The sequence below is a fragment of the Paenarthrobacter aurescens genome, from assembly GCF_025421775.1.
GTDB classification, from domain to species: Bacteria; Actinomycetota; Actinomycetes; order Actinomycetales; family Micrococcaceae; genus Arthrobacter; species Arthrobacter aurescens_B.
Genome location: NZ_JAOEFX010000011.1, coordinates 81,202 through 101,037, shown reverse-complemented (window position 1 = coordinate 101,037; position 19,836 = coordinate 81,202). Strand labels below are relative to the sequence as shown.

At 61.4% G+C, this 19,836-nt stretch carries 19 protein-coding genes; 9 read left to right on the top strand and 10 right to left on the bottom strand.

Annotated features, from left to right (window positions below):
* Positions 1-46 precede the first annotated feature (46 nt).
* Complete coding sequence (locus N7568_RS20505; RefSeq protein ID WP_261611713.1) at positions 47-568, bottom strand: tyrosine-type recombinase/integrase; 522 nt, start codon at positions 566-568, stop codon at positions 47-49.
* 176 nt (positions 569-744) lie between these two features.
* Between N7568_RS20505 and N7568_RS20500 the strand changes: the two genes are divergently transcribed.
* From N7568_RS20500 to N7568_RS20490, 3 genes are all read left to right on the top strand, one after another.
* Positions 745-909, top strand: a complete 165-nt coding sequence (locus tag N7568_RS20500) for a hypothetical protein (RefSeq protein ID WP_261611609.1) — start codon at positions 745-747, stop codon at positions 907-909.
* A gap of 25 nt (positions 910-934) precedes the next feature.
* Positions 935-2,995, top strand: coding sequence for an alpha/beta hydrolase family protein (locus N7568_RS20495; RefSeq protein WP_261611608.1), 2,061 nt, complete (start codon positions 935-937; stop codon positions 2,993-2,995).
* Between the two features lie 131 nt (positions 2,996-3,126).
* The gene (locus N7568_RS20490; RefSeq protein ID WP_261611607.1) at positions 3,127-3,624 is read left to right on the top strand and encodes a hypothetical protein; all 498 of its coding nucleotides are present in this window, start codon (positions 3,127-3,129) and stop codon (positions 3,622-3,624) included.
* A 310-nt stretch (positions 3,625-3,934) separates the two neighbouring features.
* Here the strand turns inward: N7568_RS20490 and N7568_RS20485 are convergent, their stop codons facing one another.
* Positions 3,935-4,459 carry a hypothetical protein gene (locus N7568_RS20485; RefSeq protein ID WP_261611606.1) on the bottom strand — a complete coding sequence of 175 codons (525 nt, stop codon included), beginning with the start codon at positions 4,457-4,459 and terminating at the stop codon, positions 3,935-3,937.
* Positions 4,460-4,614: 155 nt separating this feature from the next.
* Positions 4,615-5,169: a hypothetical protein gene (locus N7568_RS20480; RefSeq protein ID WP_261611605.1), complete on the bottom strand. Its 555-nt coding sequence runs from the start codon at positions 5,167-5,169 to the stop codon at positions 4,615-4,617.
* A 192-nt stretch (positions 5,170-5,361) separates the two neighbouring features.
* On the opposite strand from N7568_RS20480, the gene N7568_RS25990 reads away from it, so the two are divergent.
* Positions 5,362-5,790, top strand: a complete 429-nt coding sequence (locus N7568_RS25990; RefSeq protein WP_368736528.1) for a helix-turn-helix domain-containing protein — start codon at positions 5,362-5,364, stop codon at positions 5,788-5,790.
* A gap of 582 nt (positions 5,791-6,372) precedes the next feature.
* Here the strand turns inward: N7568_RS25990 and N7568_RS20475 are convergent.
* Positions 6,373-6,723, bottom strand: a complete 351-nt coding sequence (locus tag N7568_RS20475) for a hypothetical protein (RefSeq protein WP_261611604.1) — start codon at positions 6,721-6,723, stop codon at positions 6,373-6,375.
* Positions 6,724-7,368: 645 nt separating this feature from the next.
* Entirely contained in the window at positions 7,369-7,938 is a 570-nt protein-coding gene (locus N7568_RS20470) for a GNAT family N-acetyltransferase (RefSeq protein ID WP_261611603.1), read from the bottom strand.
* A 61-nt stretch (positions 7,939-7,999) separates the two neighbouring features.
* On the opposite strand from N7568_RS20470, the gene N7568_RS20465 reads away from it, so the two are divergent.
* Positions 8,000-9,487 (top strand): arylsulfatase, encoded by a 1,488-nt coding sequence (locus N7568_RS20465; RefSeq protein ID WP_261611602.1) that lies wholly within the window; start codon positions 8,000-8,002, stop codon positions 9,485-9,487.
* On the opposite strand, the gene N7568_RS20460 is transcribed toward N7568_RS20465, so the two are convergent.
* Positions 9,484-12,495 carry a bifunctional [glutamine synthetase] adenylyltransferase/[glutamine synthetase]-adenylyl-L-tyrosine phosphorylase gene (locus tag N7568_RS20460; RefSeq protein WP_261611601.1) on the bottom strand — a complete coding sequence of 1,004 codons (3,012 nt, stop codon included), beginning with the start codon at positions 12,493-12,495 and terminating at the stop codon, positions 9,484-9,486. The genes N7568_RS20465 and N7568_RS20460 overlap by 4 nt on opposite strands.
* An 8-nt stretch (positions 12,496-12,503) precedes the next feature.
* Positions 12,504-13,844: a glutamine synthetase family protein gene (locus N7568_RS20455; protein WP_261611600.1), complete on the bottom strand. Its 1,341-nt coding sequence runs from the start codon at positions 13,842-13,844 to the stop codon at positions 12,504-12,506.
* Between the two features lie 190 nt (positions 13,845-14,034).
* On the opposite strand from N7568_RS20455, the gene panB reads away from it, so the two are divergent.
* Positions 14,035-14,940, top strand: coding sequence for a 3-methyl-2-oxobutanoate hydroxymethyltransferase (panB, locus tag N7568_RS20450; RefSeq protein ID WP_261611599.1), 906 nt, complete (start codon positions 14,035-14,037; stop codon positions 14,938-14,940).
* Here panB and N7568_RS20445 read toward each other — a convergent pair.
* Positions 14,937-15,101, bottom strand: a complete 165-nt coding sequence (locus N7568_RS20445; RefSeq protein WP_011774435.1) for an SPOR domain-containing protein — start codon at positions 15,099-15,101, stop codon at positions 14,937-14,939. The two genes, panB and N7568_RS20445, sit on opposite strands and share 4 nt — an antisense overlap.
* Before the next feature lie 108 nt (positions 15,102-15,209).
* On the opposite strand from N7568_RS20445, the gene map reads away from it, so the two are divergent.
* From map to N7568_RS20430, 3 genes are all read left to right on the top strand, one after another.
* Positions 15,210-16,088, top strand: a complete 879-nt coding sequence (gene map / locus N7568_RS20440; RefSeq protein WP_261611598.1) for a type I methionyl aminopeptidase — start codon at positions 15,210-15,212, stop codon at positions 16,086-16,088.
* Positions 16,089-16,160: 72 nt separating this feature from the next.
* Positions 16,161-16,964 (top strand): polyphosphate--glucose phosphotransferase, encoded by an 804-nt coding sequence (gene ppgK, locus N7568_RS20435; protein WP_306423119.1) that lies wholly within the window; start codon positions 16,161-16,163, stop codon positions 16,962-16,964.
* A gap of 7 nt (positions 16,965-16,971) precedes the next feature.
* On the top strand, positions 16,972-17,739 hold the full coding sequence (locus tag N7568_RS20430; RefSeq protein WP_261611596.1) for an SDR family oxidoreductase: 768 nt from the start codon (positions 16,972-16,974) through the stop codon (positions 17,737-17,739).
* A gap of 55 nt (positions 17,740-17,794) precedes the next feature.
* Here N7568_RS20430 and nrdR read toward each other — a convergent pair whose 3' ends face one another.
* Together nrdR and hisD are read right to left on the bottom strand one after the other, a co-directional pair.
* On the bottom strand, positions 17,795-18,298 hold the full coding sequence (gene nrdR, locus N7568_RS20425) for a transcriptional regulator NrdR (protein ID WP_261611595.1): 504 nt from the start codon (positions 18,296-18,298) through the stop codon (positions 17,795-17,797).
* Between the two features lie 174 nt (positions 18,299-18,472).
* A complete protein-coding gene (gene hisD / locus N7568_RS20420; RefSeq protein ID WP_261611594.1) occupies positions 18,473-19,834 on the bottom strand; it encodes a histidinol dehydrogenase in 1,362 nt (453 codons plus the stop codon).
* Positions 19,835-19,836: the final 2 nt, after the last annotated feature.

The window sequence follows — 19,836 nt, the reverse complement described above, 5'->3', positions numbered from 1 at the left end:
GATCATGCGGCAGAAGCGGGCATAGTCCGCAGGCAGTCCGCAAGAATCAAGACACAGAAAGGCCGGCCCCAGGTTTCACCACCTGAGGGCCGGCCTTTTCGCCTTTAATTGCTAGGCGCTCATGCGTCCTTCTCCGCCCGCGAATTGAGCCGTTCCGCAAGGACGCCAGCAACAGCGGCCCGTGCCGTGCTTCCTTGTCAGGCCACATGTGCCCGTAGGTGTCCAACGTTGTTTTTGCTGACGAATGCCTAAGGCTTTTCTGAACAACCTTCACATCAAGCCCTTGAGCGATAAGAAGTGATGCAAAGTAGTGCCTGAGGTCATGGAAGCGGAACCCTTCCGGAAGCCCCTTGACCGCATTTCGAGCCTCGCGGAAGTAGTGCTCTAAGCGATGCGGCGACATGGCGCGCCCCCATTCGTTCGTCACCAGCGTTTCACTCCCCCAACGTGCATGATTCACTGACAGCTCAAGGCACATGTTTTGCGGTATGGGGATCGGGTTCTTCGATTCCTCAGTCTTAAGTTCGACGCCTGGATACTGGATTGCTGGGGTGATGATGCCTCGCATGAAATCCACGTCCGAAACCCCCCTTGAAGTAAGGGTCTTTCAGTGCACGTCCAACCGCGCCGGTGCTGAACTCATCGAGAGCGACCCACGCAGCATTTGCGAATGCTTCGTATGCGGCCGTCTGCTCTTGGCGCAGCCAGGAGGCCCGGTCTCTCTTAGAGGCTGAAACTGCTGCGATGATGCCAGCGATCACCGCAGCAACGGCGGCTACGGCAGCAACGACGAGTGTCCATACTTGGATTGCAGGGTCAGGGGTTGCTTCGGCGGCGCGGATCATGCGGGCAGTCTACGCGGTCCAGTTGGTCAACGAGCGCCGGCTCTCAGGCTTCATGCGTCACTAGCGGGCCAACGTTGCGGCGGACGGGCATGAGTTTTATTTTTAATGACAGCGCTGCCGTCGGGATCGTCTTTGATGATGGCGCTGCCGACGCTGTGATCAGTGCTGCTGATTCAGCGGATCAGGTTCTGCGTGGCGAGGGTGGGTTCCTGGACGGGACCATGGATCATGCCGTGGTGGACTTCAAAGGCGGATACGCGCAGCTGTTCACCCAGGCTTGTGCCATCAGGGCTGATGACCGCGCCAGGCTTGCCGGGGTTCTCGCAGCGTTGGCTGAGGACGTCCGGCAAGCAAAGCTCAAAGCGCAGGAGGAGAAGTCCCGGCTAAAGAAACTCACCGCCTGGCGGCAACGCGCCGATGCCCGTGAACGGGAACTGGCGTCCCTCGATCCAGCCCGCCAGTCGGCGGCCCTGCTGAGCACGCTGAATGATCCGAAACCCGAGGAAACGCGGGTTGCGCCACCAACGATTTCAGCGGTGTTCTCCGCGCGCGACCGGGCCCGGTTCGCCGGTGGATCGGGAGGCGGAACAAGCTCGGCCGACCCCGGAAAGCTGCGCGGGTTCGCGTCCCAGTCCCGCGCCTCCTCGAACGTCCTGGACGCGGAGCTGGGACGAATCCGGAACGCGTGGAGCGCATTCACCGCATCGTGTTCCTGGGTGAACAAGGGCATTGTCACGTTCGTGTCCGGCTTCGAGCAGCTTCTGACTGAGAACGCCGATGATGCGGCTTGGCTTGAGCAGATCGCCGCGGCATTCGAAACAGCAGGCAGCGGTTCCATGGCCGACACCATGCTCAACAGCGCCCTCATACAGCACGCATCACCCGGGCAAGTGAGTTTGAACGACATCGGGGCCCTGAACGCCGATCAACTAAAAGCCTGGCTCGCCGCCCCTGCGAACAAAGACCGACTTCAGGGACTCCTCAGCCAACCGGGGCTTGACCCCGTAGTGACAGCCAAGTGGTGGGCCGGGCTCGGCCACACCGTCACCAAGAACGGAACAATCGAACCCGGCATCAGTCAGAAGCTCCTGATCGAGGCCCTCCCGGGGGTCATTGGGAACCTGAACGGCGTCACAGCGACCGCCAGGAACCTCGCCAACCGGCTACGCCTCGCCACAGAGAAGGAACGCATCAACGCCGAACTCGCCAGGACGCCGGAGTCCTTGTTCACCAGCACGGGGCGGTCCATTCCAAACCCGCACTGGATACAGCTGCAAACGCAGCAGAAAGCCCTTGACGGTATCGGTCAAGCCCTCGTCAACGCGGGAGCGTCAGGAGAAGCTGTCCTGCTCGGCTTCGACCTCACCCACGGCTCACCGAAGGCACAGGTCTCTGCGGGCAACCCCGATACGGCCGACAACGTTACCTACGCAGTGTCCGGCATGCTCATCACACCGCAAAGCGGCTTCAATGATTGGGCATTCAACGCTGCGAACCTCCAGTCGCAACAAAAGCTGATCTCGAGGAAGAAGTCCTTCGCGGTGGTGGCGTGGATCAACTATGAACCGCCCACGGTTCCGACCGTGAACAGCGGCGATGCCGCCCGGGCCGGTGCCGACCGGTTCGTCGCAGACCTTCAGGGGTTCAACGCCGTCAGAGAGGGTTTGGGCAACAGGACCCCGGAGACCCTGCACGTACTGGCCCATTCCTACGGCACCACCGTGACATCCAACGCCCTTGCCGCTGCGGAGTTGGACGTCGCCTCCTTCACGATGGTCGGCTCCGCCGGCATAGAAAAAGAGATCCGAAACACCGGAGACCTCCACGTCCCAGCCGGCCAGGTTTACGCCACCCACGCCGCAGGCGATGGACTGGCCCAAATGGGCCGCTTCCAACGCCAGGATCCGCGCCTGGAATCCTTCGGCGCGGAAGTGTTCTCTTCAGAAGAGGTCACGATCGACGGGACCCAGTATCAAGGCACCACAGAACACAACACACTGGTACATGAAAATGGCGGCGACGGCTACGGGTACCTGGATAAGGGAACCACGGCTCTGTACGAGGCGGCCCTGACAACAACCGGCAACGGAGACCGTATCCTGCCAGGCGCACGACCAGTATCGCCACCGGCCGGATTTGCGGGCCGTTGAACAACTCAGGAAGAGTGAACCGCATGCCCCGTGAACCCAAAGCCCGTCTAAAGACCAGCCGCATACTCGCCGCGTTAGTCTGTGCGACCATTGCACTGAGCGCCTGCACGCCCCCTACCCCGGAGAACACCATGACCGGCTCAAGCAATCCCAGCGACCCCGCAACCGTCAAAGCCCAGGTCGAAGAACTCAAACAGGCCCTCGCGGACCTCCACGCCTTCAAAACGGAAACCCAAAAAGCTATCGGACCTCAAAAATGGGCCGACGAGGGCCTCCGAAACGGTCCCTGCAACACAAGCGACGGCAAAGACGGCGTGAACTACATCGTCCTGAGCCAGACTGCCGATCCCGTCGATCTGCAAGCATCAGTCAAAGTGGTCAAAACGTTCTGGGAATCCAAGGGCTTCACCACCCGCACAGAAACCAACCCCCGGGACCCAGGTCTCATTCGCCTCTACGCTGACAAAAACGGCGGACAATTGGTTTCCTACTACGCAAACATCGAAGGCTCCGGCTTGGAGATGGACAGCGTCTGCGTTGCCGGGGACCAAACCGCAATCTACAAAGAGCTGTATCCCGAAAACTTCGGCCTCCCGTCCAACCCCAGCCCCTCTCCTACCGCAAAGTAGAGCCGTTTCTTTTCCGAGTCGGGAACACAACGAGTATTTCCTCCGAGGCTTATCTCATATTTGCCGGTGGCGAGTCCCATAACGAATTTTTCGGGGCCGAAGACGACAGTTCGTATGACGAAGTTCTCACCTTCGTCACCGGCATAGTTCACGGCGTCATCCGGAAAACCGCCTTTTTTGGAACGGAGAACCTGCACCGCAGAATCGGCTCTGATCAGAGAGAACGTGCACGGAAAGCTGACGGCCTGGCCAGGTGGGTCTCCTGGGTGTCTTGCCGTCGGAGCTGCCCGTCGCTTCGGGCCGCTATCGATTAGCGCGTGTAGGGCTTCCAGGCGTCAAGGACGGTGATGAGCGGCCTTATCTCCCCATTCGCCTGAGTTATCGCGGCGTCGCACGCTTCGCTCTCTTTGTCCTCGCAGGCGGTCGGCGCTGGGTTCTTAGCCAAGACATCCAAATTGGTAAGAGTGCGAGCAACAAGGCTCTGCAACTCCGCAGGCGGGGTTGGCAACTTTCGGATTTGCACAGCAGCTTGCTTGGCGGTCAACACCACCGTGCTGACCGTGTAGCCGCAAGTGGTCCGCTTGGCGAAATCAATCGCAGTGTCCCCTATCGATGCCAAGGCGCAGGCAACAATGTTGTCTTCGTACTCACGCCACGCCTCTTCACGTTCGGTGATGATGCTCGCGAACTGTTCGACTGAAGTGGTGGGAGTCGGTGTGGGGGTTGGTGCGGCCGTGACAGCCGTAGACGTGACCGGCGCGGGCTCACTGCCGGCGGATGAACATCCTGTTAGACCGACAGATACAAGCAAGATAGGCCCCCAATTTTTCCTCATGCTCCGAATATTAACCGGACCAACCTCCAATTAAAACCATTTGACCGTGATGGTTTCCAGAAGATGAGGGCCGAACTGAACTCGGAGGACCGTTCCGGCGTGGTTGTGCGCAGCCCCTATGAAGGCAGGGAACCAGACCCGGAGTACCTGCCCTCTCAGGCAGACATGTCCGCATAGAACTCGGGAATGAGCGCAGACAACGCCGCTATACCTGCCGGGGTCAGATCCTCCTCCGCATTCGGGATTTTCAATTTAGACCCATCGACGAAGGTCAGGGATACGTCATGATGAGTGGCAATGCCGCCTGGGTAACGTTCCTGACCGGGAGTGATTTCAATCGTGACTTGAGAGATGTTCTTGCGTGCTCTAACTGTTGTCAGTTCCCGCTCAGCGGACGCTGAGCCTTTCCGCAGATGGCCCCAGGTCAGAATGAAAAGGCGATCTGTCACAACAATTACGTCGTAAAGGTTGGGTTGATCGGGGAAGATCAGATCGCCTGAATCGTCAAATTCTCGCTGGCCATGATCAACGTTGTGGCTCAGCGACCCACTAGCCAGCGCCGGCACTTCATCGCCAATGATGGCAGTCGGCTCGTCCAATATCGGAGCTAAGCGCGGCTCGTAGCCTAAAGAGTCGATGGCGCCTGCCCACGAGAGGCTGTGAGCTTTGAGCTGGTCATTGAGTTCAGTAGAACGAGCCGAAGTCTCCATCGCCCCACGCTATCCGTGGCTGGCGTCAACGGACAGGCTGTCACCATATCTTCGGCTGCACATTTTTGCAGATGGACTTGCACTAGTGTGCATTTCTGTTAATCTAATTGCAGATCAACTTGGTGGTTGGTGAAGCTTTTATAGGGTCCGTAGCTGTGGTGGCTGCGGACCCTTTCTGCTGCTTGTCCAAGTATGTTGGGGCATGCTCAGGTATATATGTCCCTGAATGCGGGGCTTCTTACGCCACAGGTTGCTGCCGTAACACCGCGTGTCTACCCTCAGCGGATGACGATAGAAAACAAACAACCAGGTGAGTTATACACCTTGGAGGAAATCGGGGAACTACTAAAGCTGTCGCGGTCGACCATCTACCGCAGACGCAAACAGGACCATTGGCCGCACCTTCAAATCGGGTCAGAATTCCGTTTCACCGCCGAAGACCTCGAAGCCATTCAGCGCCTGTACCGAAAGCAGGAGCCATCCCCCACCCCACCACCCAAACGCCCATCGGTAGGAACGAAGCGCAGCCAAGCCCTCGCACGGTCACGCAACAGCCGGGAAGGGGCCGAGAGAGTAGCAGCTCAGTCCGCAGAAAGTCCGCAAGAGGTCCGCAAAGCCTAATATTCACTCATCTCGCACCAGCCTAAAATCCCCGGATTCTAGGGGAGATCAACGGGCCTCGTACTTCACCAATACCCAATGGCGAGTTCGAGCTCTACTACGGCGTCTAGCCACCATGGGGCACCGGAGTCCTCAAGAACTCAGGTAACCCGGGAAGGGGCCACAGGCATCACGCCTGTGGCCCCTTCTTTTTCGGCATTTCCGCACGAGCTCTTGGCAGGTCCCCTGACGATTTTCCCCGAGCTTCTCCGCCCCTTCTTCATGGGACCGCCAAGGCTTACACTTCAGGCATGCAGCCCTTGGTGCTGATGGGCGTCGTCCTGGCGGCGGCAGTGTTGTGGGTTGGCGTAACCCTGACGATGCTGACTGCCCTCGACCAAAAACGGCGCCTTGCCAAGGAGAAATCCCGCCACTTCGCGCACAAAATCGTTGGACACCCGACCCGCTTTTCAGGGCGCCGGCAAACACACCTCTCTACGAGGAGACACACTCGTCGCAGAAGAGCTTCCACCGCCCGATAGCGGACACAAAACGACGACCAGCCCCGGAGTTACTGAGGCCGGTCGTCGTTATGCCCGCGGACTACTCTGACTTACCCTGCTCGCGTTCGCGGATGTTCCTGGTGATTTCATCCAGCTTGTCTTTGACAAAGCCGGCGGCTTCCGAGAGGCCCTTCTCTGCGCTGCCGAGCGGGTCCAGCTGAAGGTAGACGTCCTGATCAACGGGGAGGTCATACTCATCCTTCAGATGAGTACCACCCGAAACTCCGTCGAGGGAAAGATAGACGAGAGCCTCGGTCCGCGCGATGCCGGCAATCGTACCGAAGACGACAGTGAAGTCATTGGGCTGAAAGCTCACAGACTGGCCCACGTGGCGCCGATCCAGCTGTCCCGCAGGAAAGGCCTTTTCGGTCGGACTTCCGTTGTATTCCATGTACTTCCCCTATGCCTTGAGATCAGATACAGAAGAAGTCTATAAGGATACTTAGCATCAGGCATCCCCGCATGAACCAGCCGTGGCCATGGGCATGGTTCCAGGAGAATCAGTGTTTGGTTGTGGGCGTCTTTCCGGGCCGTTCCGGCGCCGCGCAGTCCGGGCAGAACACCCGGTCGGTTTCTTCACCGCAGCACTGGCAGCGGTGAAGCAGTGCCGCTGGTTCAATCACATAGGCTGTCATAACGAATATGCTGCCCCCGCCGGCGCTTTGGGGCACGAGTAGTGTGTACTCGTTTTTTCGTAGCACGACCGTCACGACTACTTGGATTCGAGAACGAGCTCCCCCGCCGCGGCCCCCGGGCTTCGGACCTGTCCGCCCTTTTCACAGTCGCCGGACTCCAGGTCGGCGAACGTTGCGAAGCACCGCCGGCAAGCAAAGATGCCTGCCCCGCCATGGCGTGAGGACCAGTGTGGCCCGGCCTGCTCGCATCGGAAGCAGCACGCATCTGAAAAGGCGGCACCTTCCGGATCCAGCATCACTGTCACGCGAGAATCTTAGACGATACGCGTCTGCCGGGAACAGCCCCGGGCCCCATGCTTCTTTACTGCGTGCCGTATTTTCGTGCACCGCCGACGTGGTGGCTAGCCGAACTCCCTGTACATGATTCGTTGTGGACCTGAACTGGCGCCCAAGTACCGTCCCCTATCCACGAAACCGGCGTTGGCATAGGCCGCCTGCCCGGCAGGGTTACGTTCATTGACGGAAAGTACGACGCCGGCCTGGCCGCCGCCCAGCCTAGCGGTCAGTTTGCGCGCTTCATCCACGGCGGTGCGCGCTGCCCGCGAGCCAATCCCCCGCCCCTGACTTCGCGTGTCGATGAGGAATCCCCTGAGAAGCCAGGCGGAATCATCGTCGGGCCAGCCCGCCAATCGCGCCGCCCCGGACTGCAGGGTCAGGACGCCAACGGCCACTCCCCCGGACTCGATGACGTACGGAACCCGGGATTCTTCGGCCAGTCCAATCAGCATCATGCGTAGGGGGTCGCCCACGAACGTGCGCTGAGCCGCCGCTACGGCCAGCTCCGCAACGGCACCAAGCTGAATGGCGCGCGAGTCATCATCGAGGAGTTTGAGCGGGATAAGCCACACATCGCCCCGATCTAGATGATCATTAGCGATCGAAAAGAGATCTCCAGCGTCATTATCAAGCATTTTGTGCATTCCTCCCACTAGAGTTATCTCAACAGTTCCCTACCACCAAGGAACCACTCCCATGAGCCAACCGAACGTCATCCTGATCTGTGTCGATGAATGGCGGGGCGACTGCTTGTCCTCGGACGGCCACCCCTACGTGGAAACACCCCACCTCGACGAACTGGCCAGGAACGGCGTCCGGTTTTCCAAGGGCTATTCTGCTACGCCATCATGTGTGCCCGCCCGTGTGGCATTGTTCACGGGGCAATCCCAGGAGCGGCATGGCCGGGTCGGTTACAACGATGGCGTGCCTTTCCACGCAGTCCACCCGGTGACGGTACAGGACGAGTTCAAAAAGGGCGGATACCACACGCAGGCCATCGGAAAAATGCACGTGTGGCCTGAACGCTCAAGGCTCGGATTCGACGACGTCATTCTCCATGATGGGTACCTCCACCACGCCCGACGGGAACACCAACAGCATTTCGCAATGTTTGACGACTACGTCCCCTGGCTTCGGAGGCAACCAGGCATGGGACCGGACGCCGAGTACTTCGACCACGGCGTCAACTGCAATTCGATTGTGGCCCGCCCATGGGACAAAGCGGAGAACCTGCATCCGACACATTGGATTGGGACTCAAGCCATCGAGTGGATGCACCGCCGCGACCCCGTGAAGCCATTCTTCCTCTACCTCTCCTTCCACCGTCCCCACCCGCCGTACGATCCGCCGTCGTGGGCTTTTGACCAGTACCTCAACATTCCGGCCTTTGAAGCCGTGGAGGGCAATTGGGAGCACCACTGGGACGACCACCGGAGGGACGGAGACTACCAGGCAAGCTACGGCAGAATGCCGGACCACGTAGTCCACCGTGCCAGGGCCGGATACTACGGACTGATGGCGCAGATCGACCTGCAGGTCAATCGCATCAAGGAGTCGCTGGCGGACTTCGGCCTTGCCGACAACACCGTCATCGCCTTCACGAGCGACCATGGCGAGATGATGGGCGACCACCACATGTTCCGTAAGGCTGTGCCGTATGAGGGATCCTCGCGCATACCCTTCATCATTGCCAACCCGCCCTCGGCGGTGGATGCAGCGCGGGGAACGGTGGTGGACCACGTGGTGGAACTCAGGGACATCATGCCCACCTTGCTCGACCTCGCGGGGCTTCCGATCCCTGAGTCGGTTGATGGCAAGTCGCTGGCAGGGATCGTGAGGGGCGAGAACACCGAAGCGGTGCGGGAGGTCCTCCACGGCGAACACGTCTACTGGGGACAGAACCTGCACTGGTTGACCGACGGCCACCAGAAATACATCTGGGGATCCGGCAAGGGCACGGAAGAGCTTTTCAACCTCGACAACGACCCCCAGGAATGCGCCAACCTGGCCGAAGACCCGGCCAGCCACGCTGACCTGCGAATCTGGCGGCAACGGATGGTGGAAACACTGCGGGACCGCGAAGAAGGCTACGTGGTTGACGGACAGCTCATGCCGGGAGCGCCGGTGGTTGCCATGTTGAAACATGCCCGGGAAAAAGCCGCGGCAGCCATGTCCGAGGGCTAGGTGCCGTAGAAGATCTTTTCGAAGACTCCCCTGGCACGACGACTGAGCCGCAAGTAGTCCTCTTCGAACTGGCCTGCATTTCCCGGAGCGTATCCACACCACCTCGCCGCGGCCTCAAGGTCTTTCCTCGACGACGGCAGGAGGTCCGAAGCCCGTCCCGTCACGATCACGTTCGCGGAACGGATACGGCTGGCCAGCCGCCAGGCGTCCCGCAGAAGCGCAGCGTCGTCTTCGTCGATGAAGCCCAGCTTCTCCGCGGCAGAGAGCGCCTCAAGCGTTGAACTGGTCCGGAGCTCCGGGTGTTTTCCAGCGTGTTGCAGCTGAATCAACTGGACCAGCCATTCAACGTCGCTCAGCCCACCGCGGCCGAGCTTGACGTGCCGGGCCGGATCAGCGCCGCGCGGCAACCGTTCAGCCTCAACCCGTGCCTTGATGCGCCGGACCTCCCGCACATCCTGGTCCGTAAGTTCTTCGGGGTACCTGATGGGGTCGATAAGCTTCACAAAGTCGGCAGCCAACTCGTCCGAACCGGCCATTGGCCGTGCGCGCAGCAGCGCCTGCGCCTCCCAGATCAGCGACCAACGGCGGTAGTACTCAGCGTAAGACTCCAGCGAGCGGACCATCGCGCCGTTCTTGCCCTCGGGCCTCAAATCGGCGTCTACCATGAGCACCCGCTCAGCCATGATGGCCGGCTTGAGCGGCTGCGTAAGGAAGCTTGAAACTTTGGCGACTATCGCCGTCGCCTGTTCCTGGGCCTCGGCGTCAGCAAAGCCGGGCCGGGCCCTGTGCACGTAGATGACGTCCGCGTCCGAGCCGTACCCTATCTCGCGTCCGCCCTGCCGGCCCATGGCAACCACCAGGACATCAGTCTTCAGCGGACCATCGGAGGCAATGACGGCTTCCGCCACATGTAAGGCTCCCAGGACTGCTGCCCGGTCGGTCTCGGCCAGGGCAAGTCCCACGGCATCCTGGTCGAGCAAACCTGAACTGTCCGCAATTGCGGTCCGCAGAATTTCGCGACGCCTGATCAACCGGATGAGCCTCATGGCGCTTTCAGGATCCGGGTGACGGGACAGCTTGGACTGGATTTCCTGCCACTGGGCTTCAAAACGGATAGGAGCCAAGTCCTTGTCACTGCCCAGCCACGCCACGGACTCCGGAGAGACTTCCAACAGATCCGAGATCAGCCGCGAGTTTGCCAGCACTTGGCATAGCCTCTCAGCAGCCGCTTGGGAATCCCGGAGCAAGCCCAGGTACCAGTGTGTGGTCCCAAGCGCCTCGCTGACCCTGCGGAAGGCAAGCAATCCGGCGTCGGGATCTACGCCTTCGGCGAGCCAACCCAGAAGGATCGGAAGAAGTTGTCGCTGCAGCGCAGCGCGCCGGCTGACCCCGGCCGTCAGTGCCTCAATATGCCGCATCGCACCTTGGGGGTCCAGGTAACCCAGCGCTGCGAGACGACCCTGGGCCGCTTCCGGACTGAGCTTGGCGTCTTCGCTGCTCAGTTTGGCTGCTGTGTTCAACAACGGCCGGTAGAAGATCCGCTCGTGCAGTTCACGCACGGCCTTCTTCGTTTTTTGCCAGGTCGCCATCAACTGATCGGGATGTGGCCGCTCCACGGAGAAAGGACCCAGGACGGCTTTGGCAAGAAAGCGCTGGGCGTCCTCGGTCACAGGCATGAGGTGGGTTCGTCGAAGCTGGAACAGCTGGATCCGGTGTTCCAGCAGGCGCAGGTAACGGTATGCATTGTCGAAGGCGGCCGCATCCGTTCGGCCGATGTAACCCCCGGCGGAAAGCGCCGCGATCGCGGACGTGGTGTCCCTGCATCGAAGTGATTCATCAGACTTGCCGTGCACCAACTGGAGCAACTGCACCGTGAACTCGACGTCGCGAAGGCCGCCGCGGCCCAACTTGATCTGGCGCTGTTCCTCGGCCGCCGGGATGTAATCGGTCACCCTGCGGCGCATTGCCTGCACGGACTCAACAAAGCCGTCGCGGCCCGCGGAAGCCCACACCAGAGGCTCCACTGCTTTCTCGTAGCGTTGGCCCAGTTCCCGGTCACCCGCAATGGTCCGGGCCTTCAACAGTGCCTGGAACTCCCAACTTTCTGCCCAACGCGCGTAATAGCTGAGGTGGGAGGGCAGCGTACGGACCAACGGCCCCGACTTGCCCTCGGGACGGAGGTTGGCATCGACTTCCCACAGCCCCGGTTCCGGTGCTGAGGATGAGATTGCCCGGGAAATCCCTGAGGCAAGGGCTGTGCCGATGGTTGACGCGCGGGCATCCTCCAAGTCCCCTGCCTCGATGACGTAGATGACATCGACGTCGGAAATGTAGTTCAGCTCGCGCGCACCGCACTTGCCCATGCCAATGACGGCGAGCCCGACGTCGGCTATCTCTTCGGCTGCATACTGACCTGCCGCTTCTGCCCGGGCTACCGCGAGGGCTGCCTCGATGGCAGCGCCAGCGAGATCGGCAAGCTCAGCCCCGACGGCCGGCATGAAGTCCTGGGGCGAGGCAGCACAGAGGTCCTTGATGGCTAGTTCAGTGAGTCCCCGGCGGTAGGCGGTGCGTAAGGCCGCATAAGCAGGTAACCCCGTGACGCCTGCAACGGGGCGCTGGGCACCGGGCTCGGCCTTCACGGAGCGCAGCAGCTTGGCGCGAAGCTCTTCGCTGGAAGCCTGGAGGGGCTCAGGACTGACCCGGACATCGAAGACATCCAGATGCTCCGGCCGACGCATGAGGAACTCGCCCAGTGCCTCGGAGGCTCCCAGTAAGCGGTACATGGGCTCACAGGTATCTTGCTCCGCGGCGGCCAGTTTCTTCAGCCCGGGATTTCTCTCAAGGAGCCGCACCAATGACTGGAGGGCTGTGTCCGGGCTCGCCGACATGGAGAGCCCGGCAAAGAGCGCTTCCTCGTCAATCCCCTCAAGTTCGGGGGCAGCAAGGAAACGTTCGCCCTTTTCGAGATCGCTGAATCCGGCTGAGATGAGCCGACGTGCGAGGCTCACTGGCCCGCCTACAGAATGCCGAGGTTGCGCTGCAACTCATACGGTGTGACCTGGAGGCGGTAGTCCTGCCACTCTGCACGCTTGTTGCGCAGGAAGTGCTCGAATACCTGCTCGCCCAGGATCTGGGCAACGAGTTCTGATTCCTCCATCGCACGGATGGCGTCGTGGAGGCTCGCCGGCAACGGGGCGTGCCCCATGGCCTTGCGCTCCGCGGTGGTGAGCGACCAGATGTCATCTTCGGCCGCAGCAGGAAGCTCGTAACCTTCCTCGATGCCCTTCAGGCCGGCGCCCAGCAGGACTGCGTACGCCAGGTACGGGTTGGTGGCTGAGTCGATGCCACGGTACTCGATGCGTGCGGACTGGCCCTTGCCGGGCTTGTAAAGCGGAACCCGGACCAATGCAGAGCGGTTGTTGTGGCCCCAGCTCAGGTAGCTCGGAGCCTCCCCGCCGCCCCAGAGCCGCTTGTAGGAGTTCACGAACTGGTTGGTGACCGCCGTGAACTCCGGTGCGTGCTTCAGGATTCCCGCGATGAACTGGCGTGCCGTCTTGGACAGCTGGAACTCGGCACCGGCTTCGAAGAACGCGTTGGTGTCGCCCTCGAACAGGGAGAAGTGGGTATGCATGCCGGAACCGGGGTGGTCGGTGAACGGTTTGGGCATGAACGTGGCGTACGTGCCCTGCTGAAGGGCAACTTCCTTGATGACCGTGCGGAACGTCATGATGTTGTCCGCGGTTTGCAGGGCATCCGCGTAACGGAGGTCGATCTCGTTCTGGCCCGGGCCGGCTTCGTGGTGGCTGAACTCCACGGAGATGCCTACGGATTCAAGCATGGTGACGGCCGTGCGGCGGAAGTCCTGGGCCACGCCGCCCGGAACGTGGTCGAAGTAGCCGCCTTCATCCACGGGAACGGGCGAGCCGTCCGTGCCGAGGTCCTTGGACTTGAGCAGGTAGAACTCGATTTCGGGGTGGGTGTAGCAGGTGAAGCCCATGTCCGCAGCCTTGGCCAGCGTCCGCTTCAGAACGTTGCGGGGATCTGCCGCGGAGGGTTCACCATCGGGAGTCAGGACATCGCAGAACATCCGTGACGTCTGCTCTGTCTCACCGCGCCACGGCAGGATCTGGAAGGTGGACGGGTCCGGCTGCGCCAGCATGTCGGACTCAAACACGCGGGCGAGGCCTTCGATGGCCGAGCCATCGAAGCCGAGTCCTTCTTCGAAAGCACCCTCAACTTCAGCAGGCGCGAGCGCCACCGATTTAAGGGAACCTACGACGTCGGTGAACCACAAGCGTACGAAGCGCACATCACGCTCTTCGATCGTCCGCAGAACGAACTCTTGCTGGCGGTCCATAGGGCCTCTTTTCCGATTCAGTGTCCATGCCGCTGGTTCCAATGGTGTGAAGCCACGACAGCTCAGCCTTCACTCTACTAAGAGATCGGTGCTTATGCCGCAGCAGTACTTGCGCGTAACACAGCGTTTACATTCCGTGACGCCGGGCACACTGGTGGCAGGCGTCGTCGGCACCGCTTAGGCTCTATCCATGGCCCCGAGCAACCTTCCAGATTCCACCACGCCCGCCGAAGTTCCCGCGCCCTACGGCACAGGTCCCGCAGAACCTGCCGCAGCGCCCCCGGCGGATGGCAGGAAGCCGATCAGCAGGGTCAGGATCCACCACCTCCAGCAGGCCAAGGACAACGGCGGGCGCTTCGCGATGCTGACTGCCTACGAGCAGTACACGGCGGAAATATTCGACCAGGCCGGAATCGAAGTCCTCCTGGTGGGCGACTCCGCTTCCAATAACGTGTTTGGCAACGAGACAAGCCTTCCCGTGACCGTGGACGAACTCCTTCCCCTGACCCGGGCAGTGAGCAGGGCAGCCAAACGTGCATTGATCGTGGCGGATCTGCCTTTCGGCAGCTACGAGGTTTCTCCCGGCCAGGCAGTAGCTACCGGCGTCAGGTTCCTTAAAGAAGGACTGGCGCATGCCGTCAAGATCGAAGGCACCGCGTATTACGCGGACACAGTCCGCGCCATGGTCCAAGCCGGCATCCCCGTGATGGCCCACATCGGGTTCACGCCGCAAAGCGAACACTCCCTGGGCGGGTACCGCGTCCAAGGTCGCGGCGATGACGCCCAGCGACTCGTGGACGATGCCCTCGCCCTGCAGGACGCCGGGGCATTCAGCGTCCTCATGGAAATGGTTCCGGCAGAAACGGCCGCTGCAGTGGACGCCGCCCTGCGCGTCCCGACCGTAGGCATCGGGGCTGGCAAGAGCACCACGGGCCAAGTGCTCGTGTGGCAGGACATGGCCGGTTTGCGGGGCGGCAAAATGGCCAAGTTCGTCAAGCAGTACGCAAACCTTCGCGCCACACTGAGTGATGCCGCGGCGGCCTACGGTGAGGATGTCCGGTCCGGGCAATTCCCCGGACCGGAACACTCCTTCTAGTCGTCGTCCTGGGCGTCCCAGGCATCATTGCGTGCTTTGACCTTTTCCAAGGCGTGCTCGGCTTCTTCCCTGGTTTTATAGGGGCCAATCAGCTGGGTCCAATCGGACATGGCGTCCTCTTCGATCTCGTGCGTCTTGACGTTGTACCAGTACTCCGTCACGTCTCCTCCTCGGTCCTCGGGCCACTGGGCGCGTAACGTTGGCGGGGTCACGGGAACCCAGCCACGCTTTGTTACTTACGTCTCTTGTGCGCCTTATATGATCAATCTATGCCTTCTCTTGCTTCGACCGCACCCATTGGCGCCCTCACCCCGGGAACCATCAGCCCTGAACGCGCCGTCCCCGCGTCGATCCCCCGGCCCGAGTACGTCGGCAAGAAGGCACCCGCCAAGTTCACCGGCTCAGAGGTGAAGTCCGCGGAGACCATTGAGAAAATCCGGATTGCCGGCAAAATCGCGGCACAGGCCATCGTCGAGGTCGGCAAGCACATCCAGCCGGGAGTCACTACGGACCAACTGGACAAGGTTGGGCACGAGTTCCTCCTGGACCACAAGGCATACCCGTCCACTCTTGGCTACAGGGGCTTTCCCAAGTCCCTGTGTTCCTCCCTCAACGAGGTCATTTGCCACGGCATCCCGGACTCCACCGTGGTGCAGGACGGCGACATCCTGAACATCGACATCACCGCTTTCATCGGCGGCGTGCATGGGGACACAAATTACACTTTCCTGGTTGGCGACGTGGATGAAGAATCCCGTCTGCTGGTTGAGCGTACGCAGGAGTCGCTCAACCGGGCCATCAAGGCCGTGGCCCCAGGCCGCGAAATCAACGTAATCGGCCGTGCCATCCAGTCCTACGCCAAACGCTTCGGCTACGGCGTGGTGCGGGACTTCACTGGCCACGGCGTGGGTGAGGCCTTCCACACAGGGCTCATCATTCCGCATTACGACGCAGCCCCGGCGTACAACACGGTCATCGAGGCAGGCATGGTCTTCACCATTGAACCCATGCTGACCCTCGGCACCATCGAATGGGATATGTGGTCCGACGACTGGACAGTCGTCACCAGGGACCACAAACGCACGGCCCAATTCGAACACACCTTGCTGGTCACCGAGACCGGCGCGGAAATCCTGACCCTTCCCTGAGCTGTTCGGAAGGTACATGCAGCCCGGGCGGCTGCGCCATGCCCATCCCCTCCTGCCATGATCGGAAATGCATTGTCCAAGAAGGATGAGAAGACTCATAAGAACGCACCGCTGATCGGTATCGACATCGGTGGCACCGGCATCAAGGGCGGCATTGTCGACCTGAAGAAGGGCAAGCTGATTGGCGACCGCTTCCGCGTCCCCACCCCGCAGCCCGCAACCCCGGAAGCCGTGGCCGAAGTCGTGGCCCAGATCGTCGAAGAACTAACCAGCCGTCCGGACGCACCCGCGGCAGATTCGCCGGTAGGCGTGACCTTCCCCGGAATTATCCAGCACGGCGTGGTCAACTCGGCAGCGAACGTTGACAAGTCCTGGCTCGGCACGGACATCGACGCCACGTTCACCAAGCGCCTTGGCCGTCCTGTCGAGGTCATCAACGACGCCGACGCCGCAGGCTTGGCGGAAGCCCGCTACGGCGCCGGTGAAGGCGTTGACGGTACCGTCCTGGTGATCACGCTGGGGACGGGCATTGGATCAGCGTTTATCTTCAACGGGCAGTTGGTACCCAACGCCGAACTGGGCCACCTTGAGGTAGACGGACACGACGCCGAGACCAAGGCTTCTGCTGTAGCCCGGGAACGAGACGGACTGAGCTGGGACGAGTACGGCGTCCTCCTCAACCGTTACCTCCAGCACGTTGAGTTCCTGTTCTCACCCGAGCTCTTCATTGTGGGCGGCGGCATCTCGAAACGATCCGATGAGTACTTCCCCCACCTCAAGCTGCGCACCAAGATCGTGACGGCCAAGCTGAAGAACGACGCCGGTATTGTTGGCGCCGCGCTTGAAGTCGCCTTGCACCACAAACTCGCGAAGTAGCTCCCGGATGGCGGAGGGAACGATCCCCGGCCCCGGAACAGCGATTGTCACGGGAGCAAGCCGGGGAATAGGTGCAGCCGTGGCTTACGCTGCTGCCCGCGCCGGTTACGGCGTTGTCGTTAACTACTCCACGGACTCCGAGGGCGCCCAAAAAGTAGTCAGTGACATTCTGGCGCAAGGTGGCCGGGCATGGGCTGTGCAGGCCGACGTGAGCCGGCCCGACGACGTCGTGCGCTTGTTCGACGAATCCACGGGCTGGGGTCCCCTGACCGCCGTGGTCAACAACGCGGCCATCACCGGCAACCTGATCGGCCCACTGGTGGACGTGCCGGCCGAGACAGTCCAACGGGTTGTTGACGTCAATGTGGCCGGAATGATTTTCATGTGCCAGGAAGCTGCCCGCCGTCTTTCAACCGGGAACGGCGGCAGCGGTGGGTCCATCGTCAATATATCGTCTACCGCCACCAAGGCCGGCTCTCCAGGGACTTGGGTCCATTACGCTGCCACCAAGGGAGCCGTGGATGTCCTCACGGTGGGTTTGGCGGCAGAAGTGGCACAGCAGGGCATAAGGGTCAACGCGGTGGCCCCGGGAAGCACCAATACCGGACTCCACGCGGCAGCAGGTATGCCGGACCGTGTGGAAAGACTGAACCCGACCATCCCCATGGGGCGGGGAGCTGAACCTGAAGAGGTCGCGGCGGCGGTGTTGTGGTTGATGTCGAGTGAGGCCGGCTACATCACCGGGGCAGTGCTCCCAGTCTCCGGCGGACGGTAGAACTGATGTGGTGCCGGTGGCGGCTGCGGCTTCCCCTCCGCCGCCGCCACCGGAGCTAAAGTTGGCTCTTTTCTGAACCCTTGGCCTCTGTGGTGCCGGCCTTCGCGTGAGCCTCTGCCTCATGACGAAGCAACGAGATCGCCGACTCGAAGTCTTCCAGGGATTCGAAAGCCTGATAGACACTGGCAAAGCGAAGGTACGCCACCTCATCGAGCTTCCGCAGTGGACCCAGAATAGCCAGGCCTACCTCGTGCGCATCGATTTCTGCTGCGCCCGACGAACGGATGTTCTCTTCGACTTCCTGGGCCAGCATGGCGAGATCGTCCTCGGTGACCGGGCGCCCCTGGCAAGCCTTCCGAACACCGCTGATCACCTTGATCCGGCTGAACGGCTCCCCGACACCGGAGCGCTTGATAACCGAAAGACTGGTGGTTTCCACCGTGGTAAAGCGCCGTCCGCATTCGGGGCACTGGCGGCGGCGACGGATGGACGAGCCGTCATCGGCCATACGGCTGTCTACGACACGAGAGTCGGGATTCCGGCAGAACGGACAATACACGCTGGGCCTCCCCTGACAACGCCGGCATAAGTCACACCCGGCAGGACGCCGGATACGCAAAAGGTGCCGGAAGATTCACTTCCGGCACCAGTTTACGGTTCTCCACACCCTAATGACAAGCGTGTAATTACTACATGTAGTGGTGGGCACCCTTATATGTAGTGGTTGACTCTCCTACGCGAAGCGGATCCGAACCGCGTCGCCATGGCCAGGGAGGTCTTCGGCGCCCGACAAACTAACGATGTGGCCGCTGACCTGTTCCAGCGCCTCACGGTTGTAGTTGATGACCTGCACGGCACGCAAGAACGTGGTGACGTTCAGCCCCGATGAGAAGGCGGCCGTCCCGCTGGTGGGCAGAACGTGGTTGGAACCGGCGCAATAGTCCCCAAGGCTGACGGGGCTGTAGTCGCCCACGAAGATCGCTCCGGCGTTGCGGATCCGCGACGCAACGGCCGCTGCGTCCGCCGTCATGATCTCAAGGTGTTCCGCCGCGTAGGCATTGCAGACCGCGATGCCCTGCTCAAGGTCATCCACCAGCACCACGCCGGACTGCGGACCGGACAACGCCTCCAGAACCCGGGCGCTGTGCTTGGTGGCGGCAGCTTGCCGCGCCAGTTCAACCACGACGGCGTCAGCCAGGTCAGCAGAGTCCGTCACCAGGACCGAAGCTGCTTTGGGATCATGCTCAGCCTGGCTGATGAGGTCTGCTGCTACGAGCGGAGCTTGTGCCGTGGAGTCGGCGAGGATGGCGATCTCGGTAGTTCCGGCTTCCGAGTCGATGCCCACCACGCCCTTCACCAGCCTCTTGGCAGTAGCCACGAAGATGTTGCCGGGACCCGTGACAACGTCCACTGGTTCGATGGCCAGTTCTTCCCCTGATCCAGGGATGCCATAGGCGAAGGACACAATGGCCTGCGCGCCACCAATGGCGTAAACCTCGTCGATGCCCAAAAGCTTTGCGGCCGCGAGGATGGTGGGGTGTGGAAGGCCCCCGAAGTTCTTCTGCGGAGGAGAAGCCAGTGCGATGGACTCCACGCCGGCCGCCACTGCTGGTACCACGTTCATGATCACAGAAGATGCCAACGGAGCAAGCCCGCCGGGAACATAAAGCCCAACACGGCCCACCGGAATCCAGTTCTGGCTAACCACGGCGCCGTCGGCCAAAGCGACGTCCACGTTTGCCGGCCGCTGCCGGTCGGCAAATTGCCGGGCACGGCTGATCGACTCCTCCAGCGCCGCGCGGACCTCAGGTTCGAGTTCGGCCAAGGCACGGGTGAGTGCTTCCGCAGGAACGCGCGGGTGCGACTGATCCACGCCGTCGAAGGTCTTTGCCAACTCGGATAATGCGGCAAAACCCTTGCTCCGTACAGCGGTGATGATGTCCAGGACCTTCTGCTCCGCATCGGCCATGGTCTGATGACGGGCCCTGGGCACTGCGGCACGCAGTTCCGCCAACGAAAGATGGCGGCCCCGGAAGTCGATGCTCCGGAAATCGAGGGCGGCGGTGGGGACGGAGGTATCCGAAGAAGTGGTCACCC

Excerpts from the sequence above, each read along its gene's own strand:
- N7568_RS20505 (WP_261611713.1), bottom strand. The coding sequence starts at position 568 with ATGCGAGGCATCATCACCCCAGCAATCCAGTATCCAGGCGTCGAACTT.
- N7568_RS20495 (WP_261611608.1), top strand. The coding sequence starts at position 935 with ATGAGTTTTATTTTTAATGACAGCGCTGCCGTCGGGATCGTCTTTGAT.
- N7568_RS25990 (WP_368736528.1), top strand. The coding sequence starts at position 5,362 with ATGTTGGGGCATGCTCAGGTATATATGTCCCTGAATGCGGGGCTTCTT.
- map (WP_261611598.1), top strand. The coding sequence starts at position 15,210 with ATGCCTTCTCTTGCTTCGACCGCACCCATTGGCGCCCTCACCCCGGGA.
- N7568_RS20490 (WP_261611607.1), top strand. The coding sequence starts at position 3,127 with ATGACCGGCTCAAGCAATCCCAGCGACCCCGCAACCGTCAAAGCCCAG.
- N7568_RS20475 (WP_261611604.1), bottom strand. The coding sequence starts at position 6,723 with ATGGAATACAACGGAAGTCCGACCGAAAAGGCCTTTCCTGCGGGACAG.
- panB (WP_261611599.1), top strand. The coding sequence starts at position 14,035 with ATGGCCCCGAGCAACCTTCCAGATTCCACCACGCCCGCCGAAGTTCCC.
- N7568_RS20480 (WP_261611605.1), bottom strand. The coding sequence starts at position 5,169 with ATGGAGACTTCGGCTCGTTCTACTGAACTCAATGACCAGCTCAAAGCT.
- N7568_RS20465 (WP_261611602.1), top strand. The coding sequence starts at position 8,000 with ATGAGCCAACCGAACGTCATCCTGATCTGTGTCGATGAATGGCGGGGC.
- N7568_RS20455 (WP_261611600.1), bottom strand. The coding sequence starts at position 13,844 with ATGGACCGCCAGCAAGAGTTCGTTCTGCGGACGATCGAAGAGCGTGAT.
- N7568_RS20470 (WP_261611603.1), bottom strand. The coding sequence starts at position 7,938 with ATGCTTGATAATGACGCTGGAGATCTCTTTTCGATCGCTAATGATCAT.
- N7568_RS20430 (WP_261611596.1), top strand. The coding sequence starts at position 16,972 with ATGGCGGAGGGAACGATCCCCGGCCCCGGAACAGCGATTGTCACGGGA.
- N7568_RS20500 (WP_261611609.1), top strand. The coding sequence starts at position 745 with ATGATGCCAGCGATCACCGCAGCAACGGCGGCTACGGCAGCAACGACG.
- N7568_RS20485 (WP_261611606.1), bottom strand. The coding sequence starts at position 4,459 with ATGAGGAAAAATTGGGGGCCTATCTTGCTTGTATCTGTCGGTCTAACA.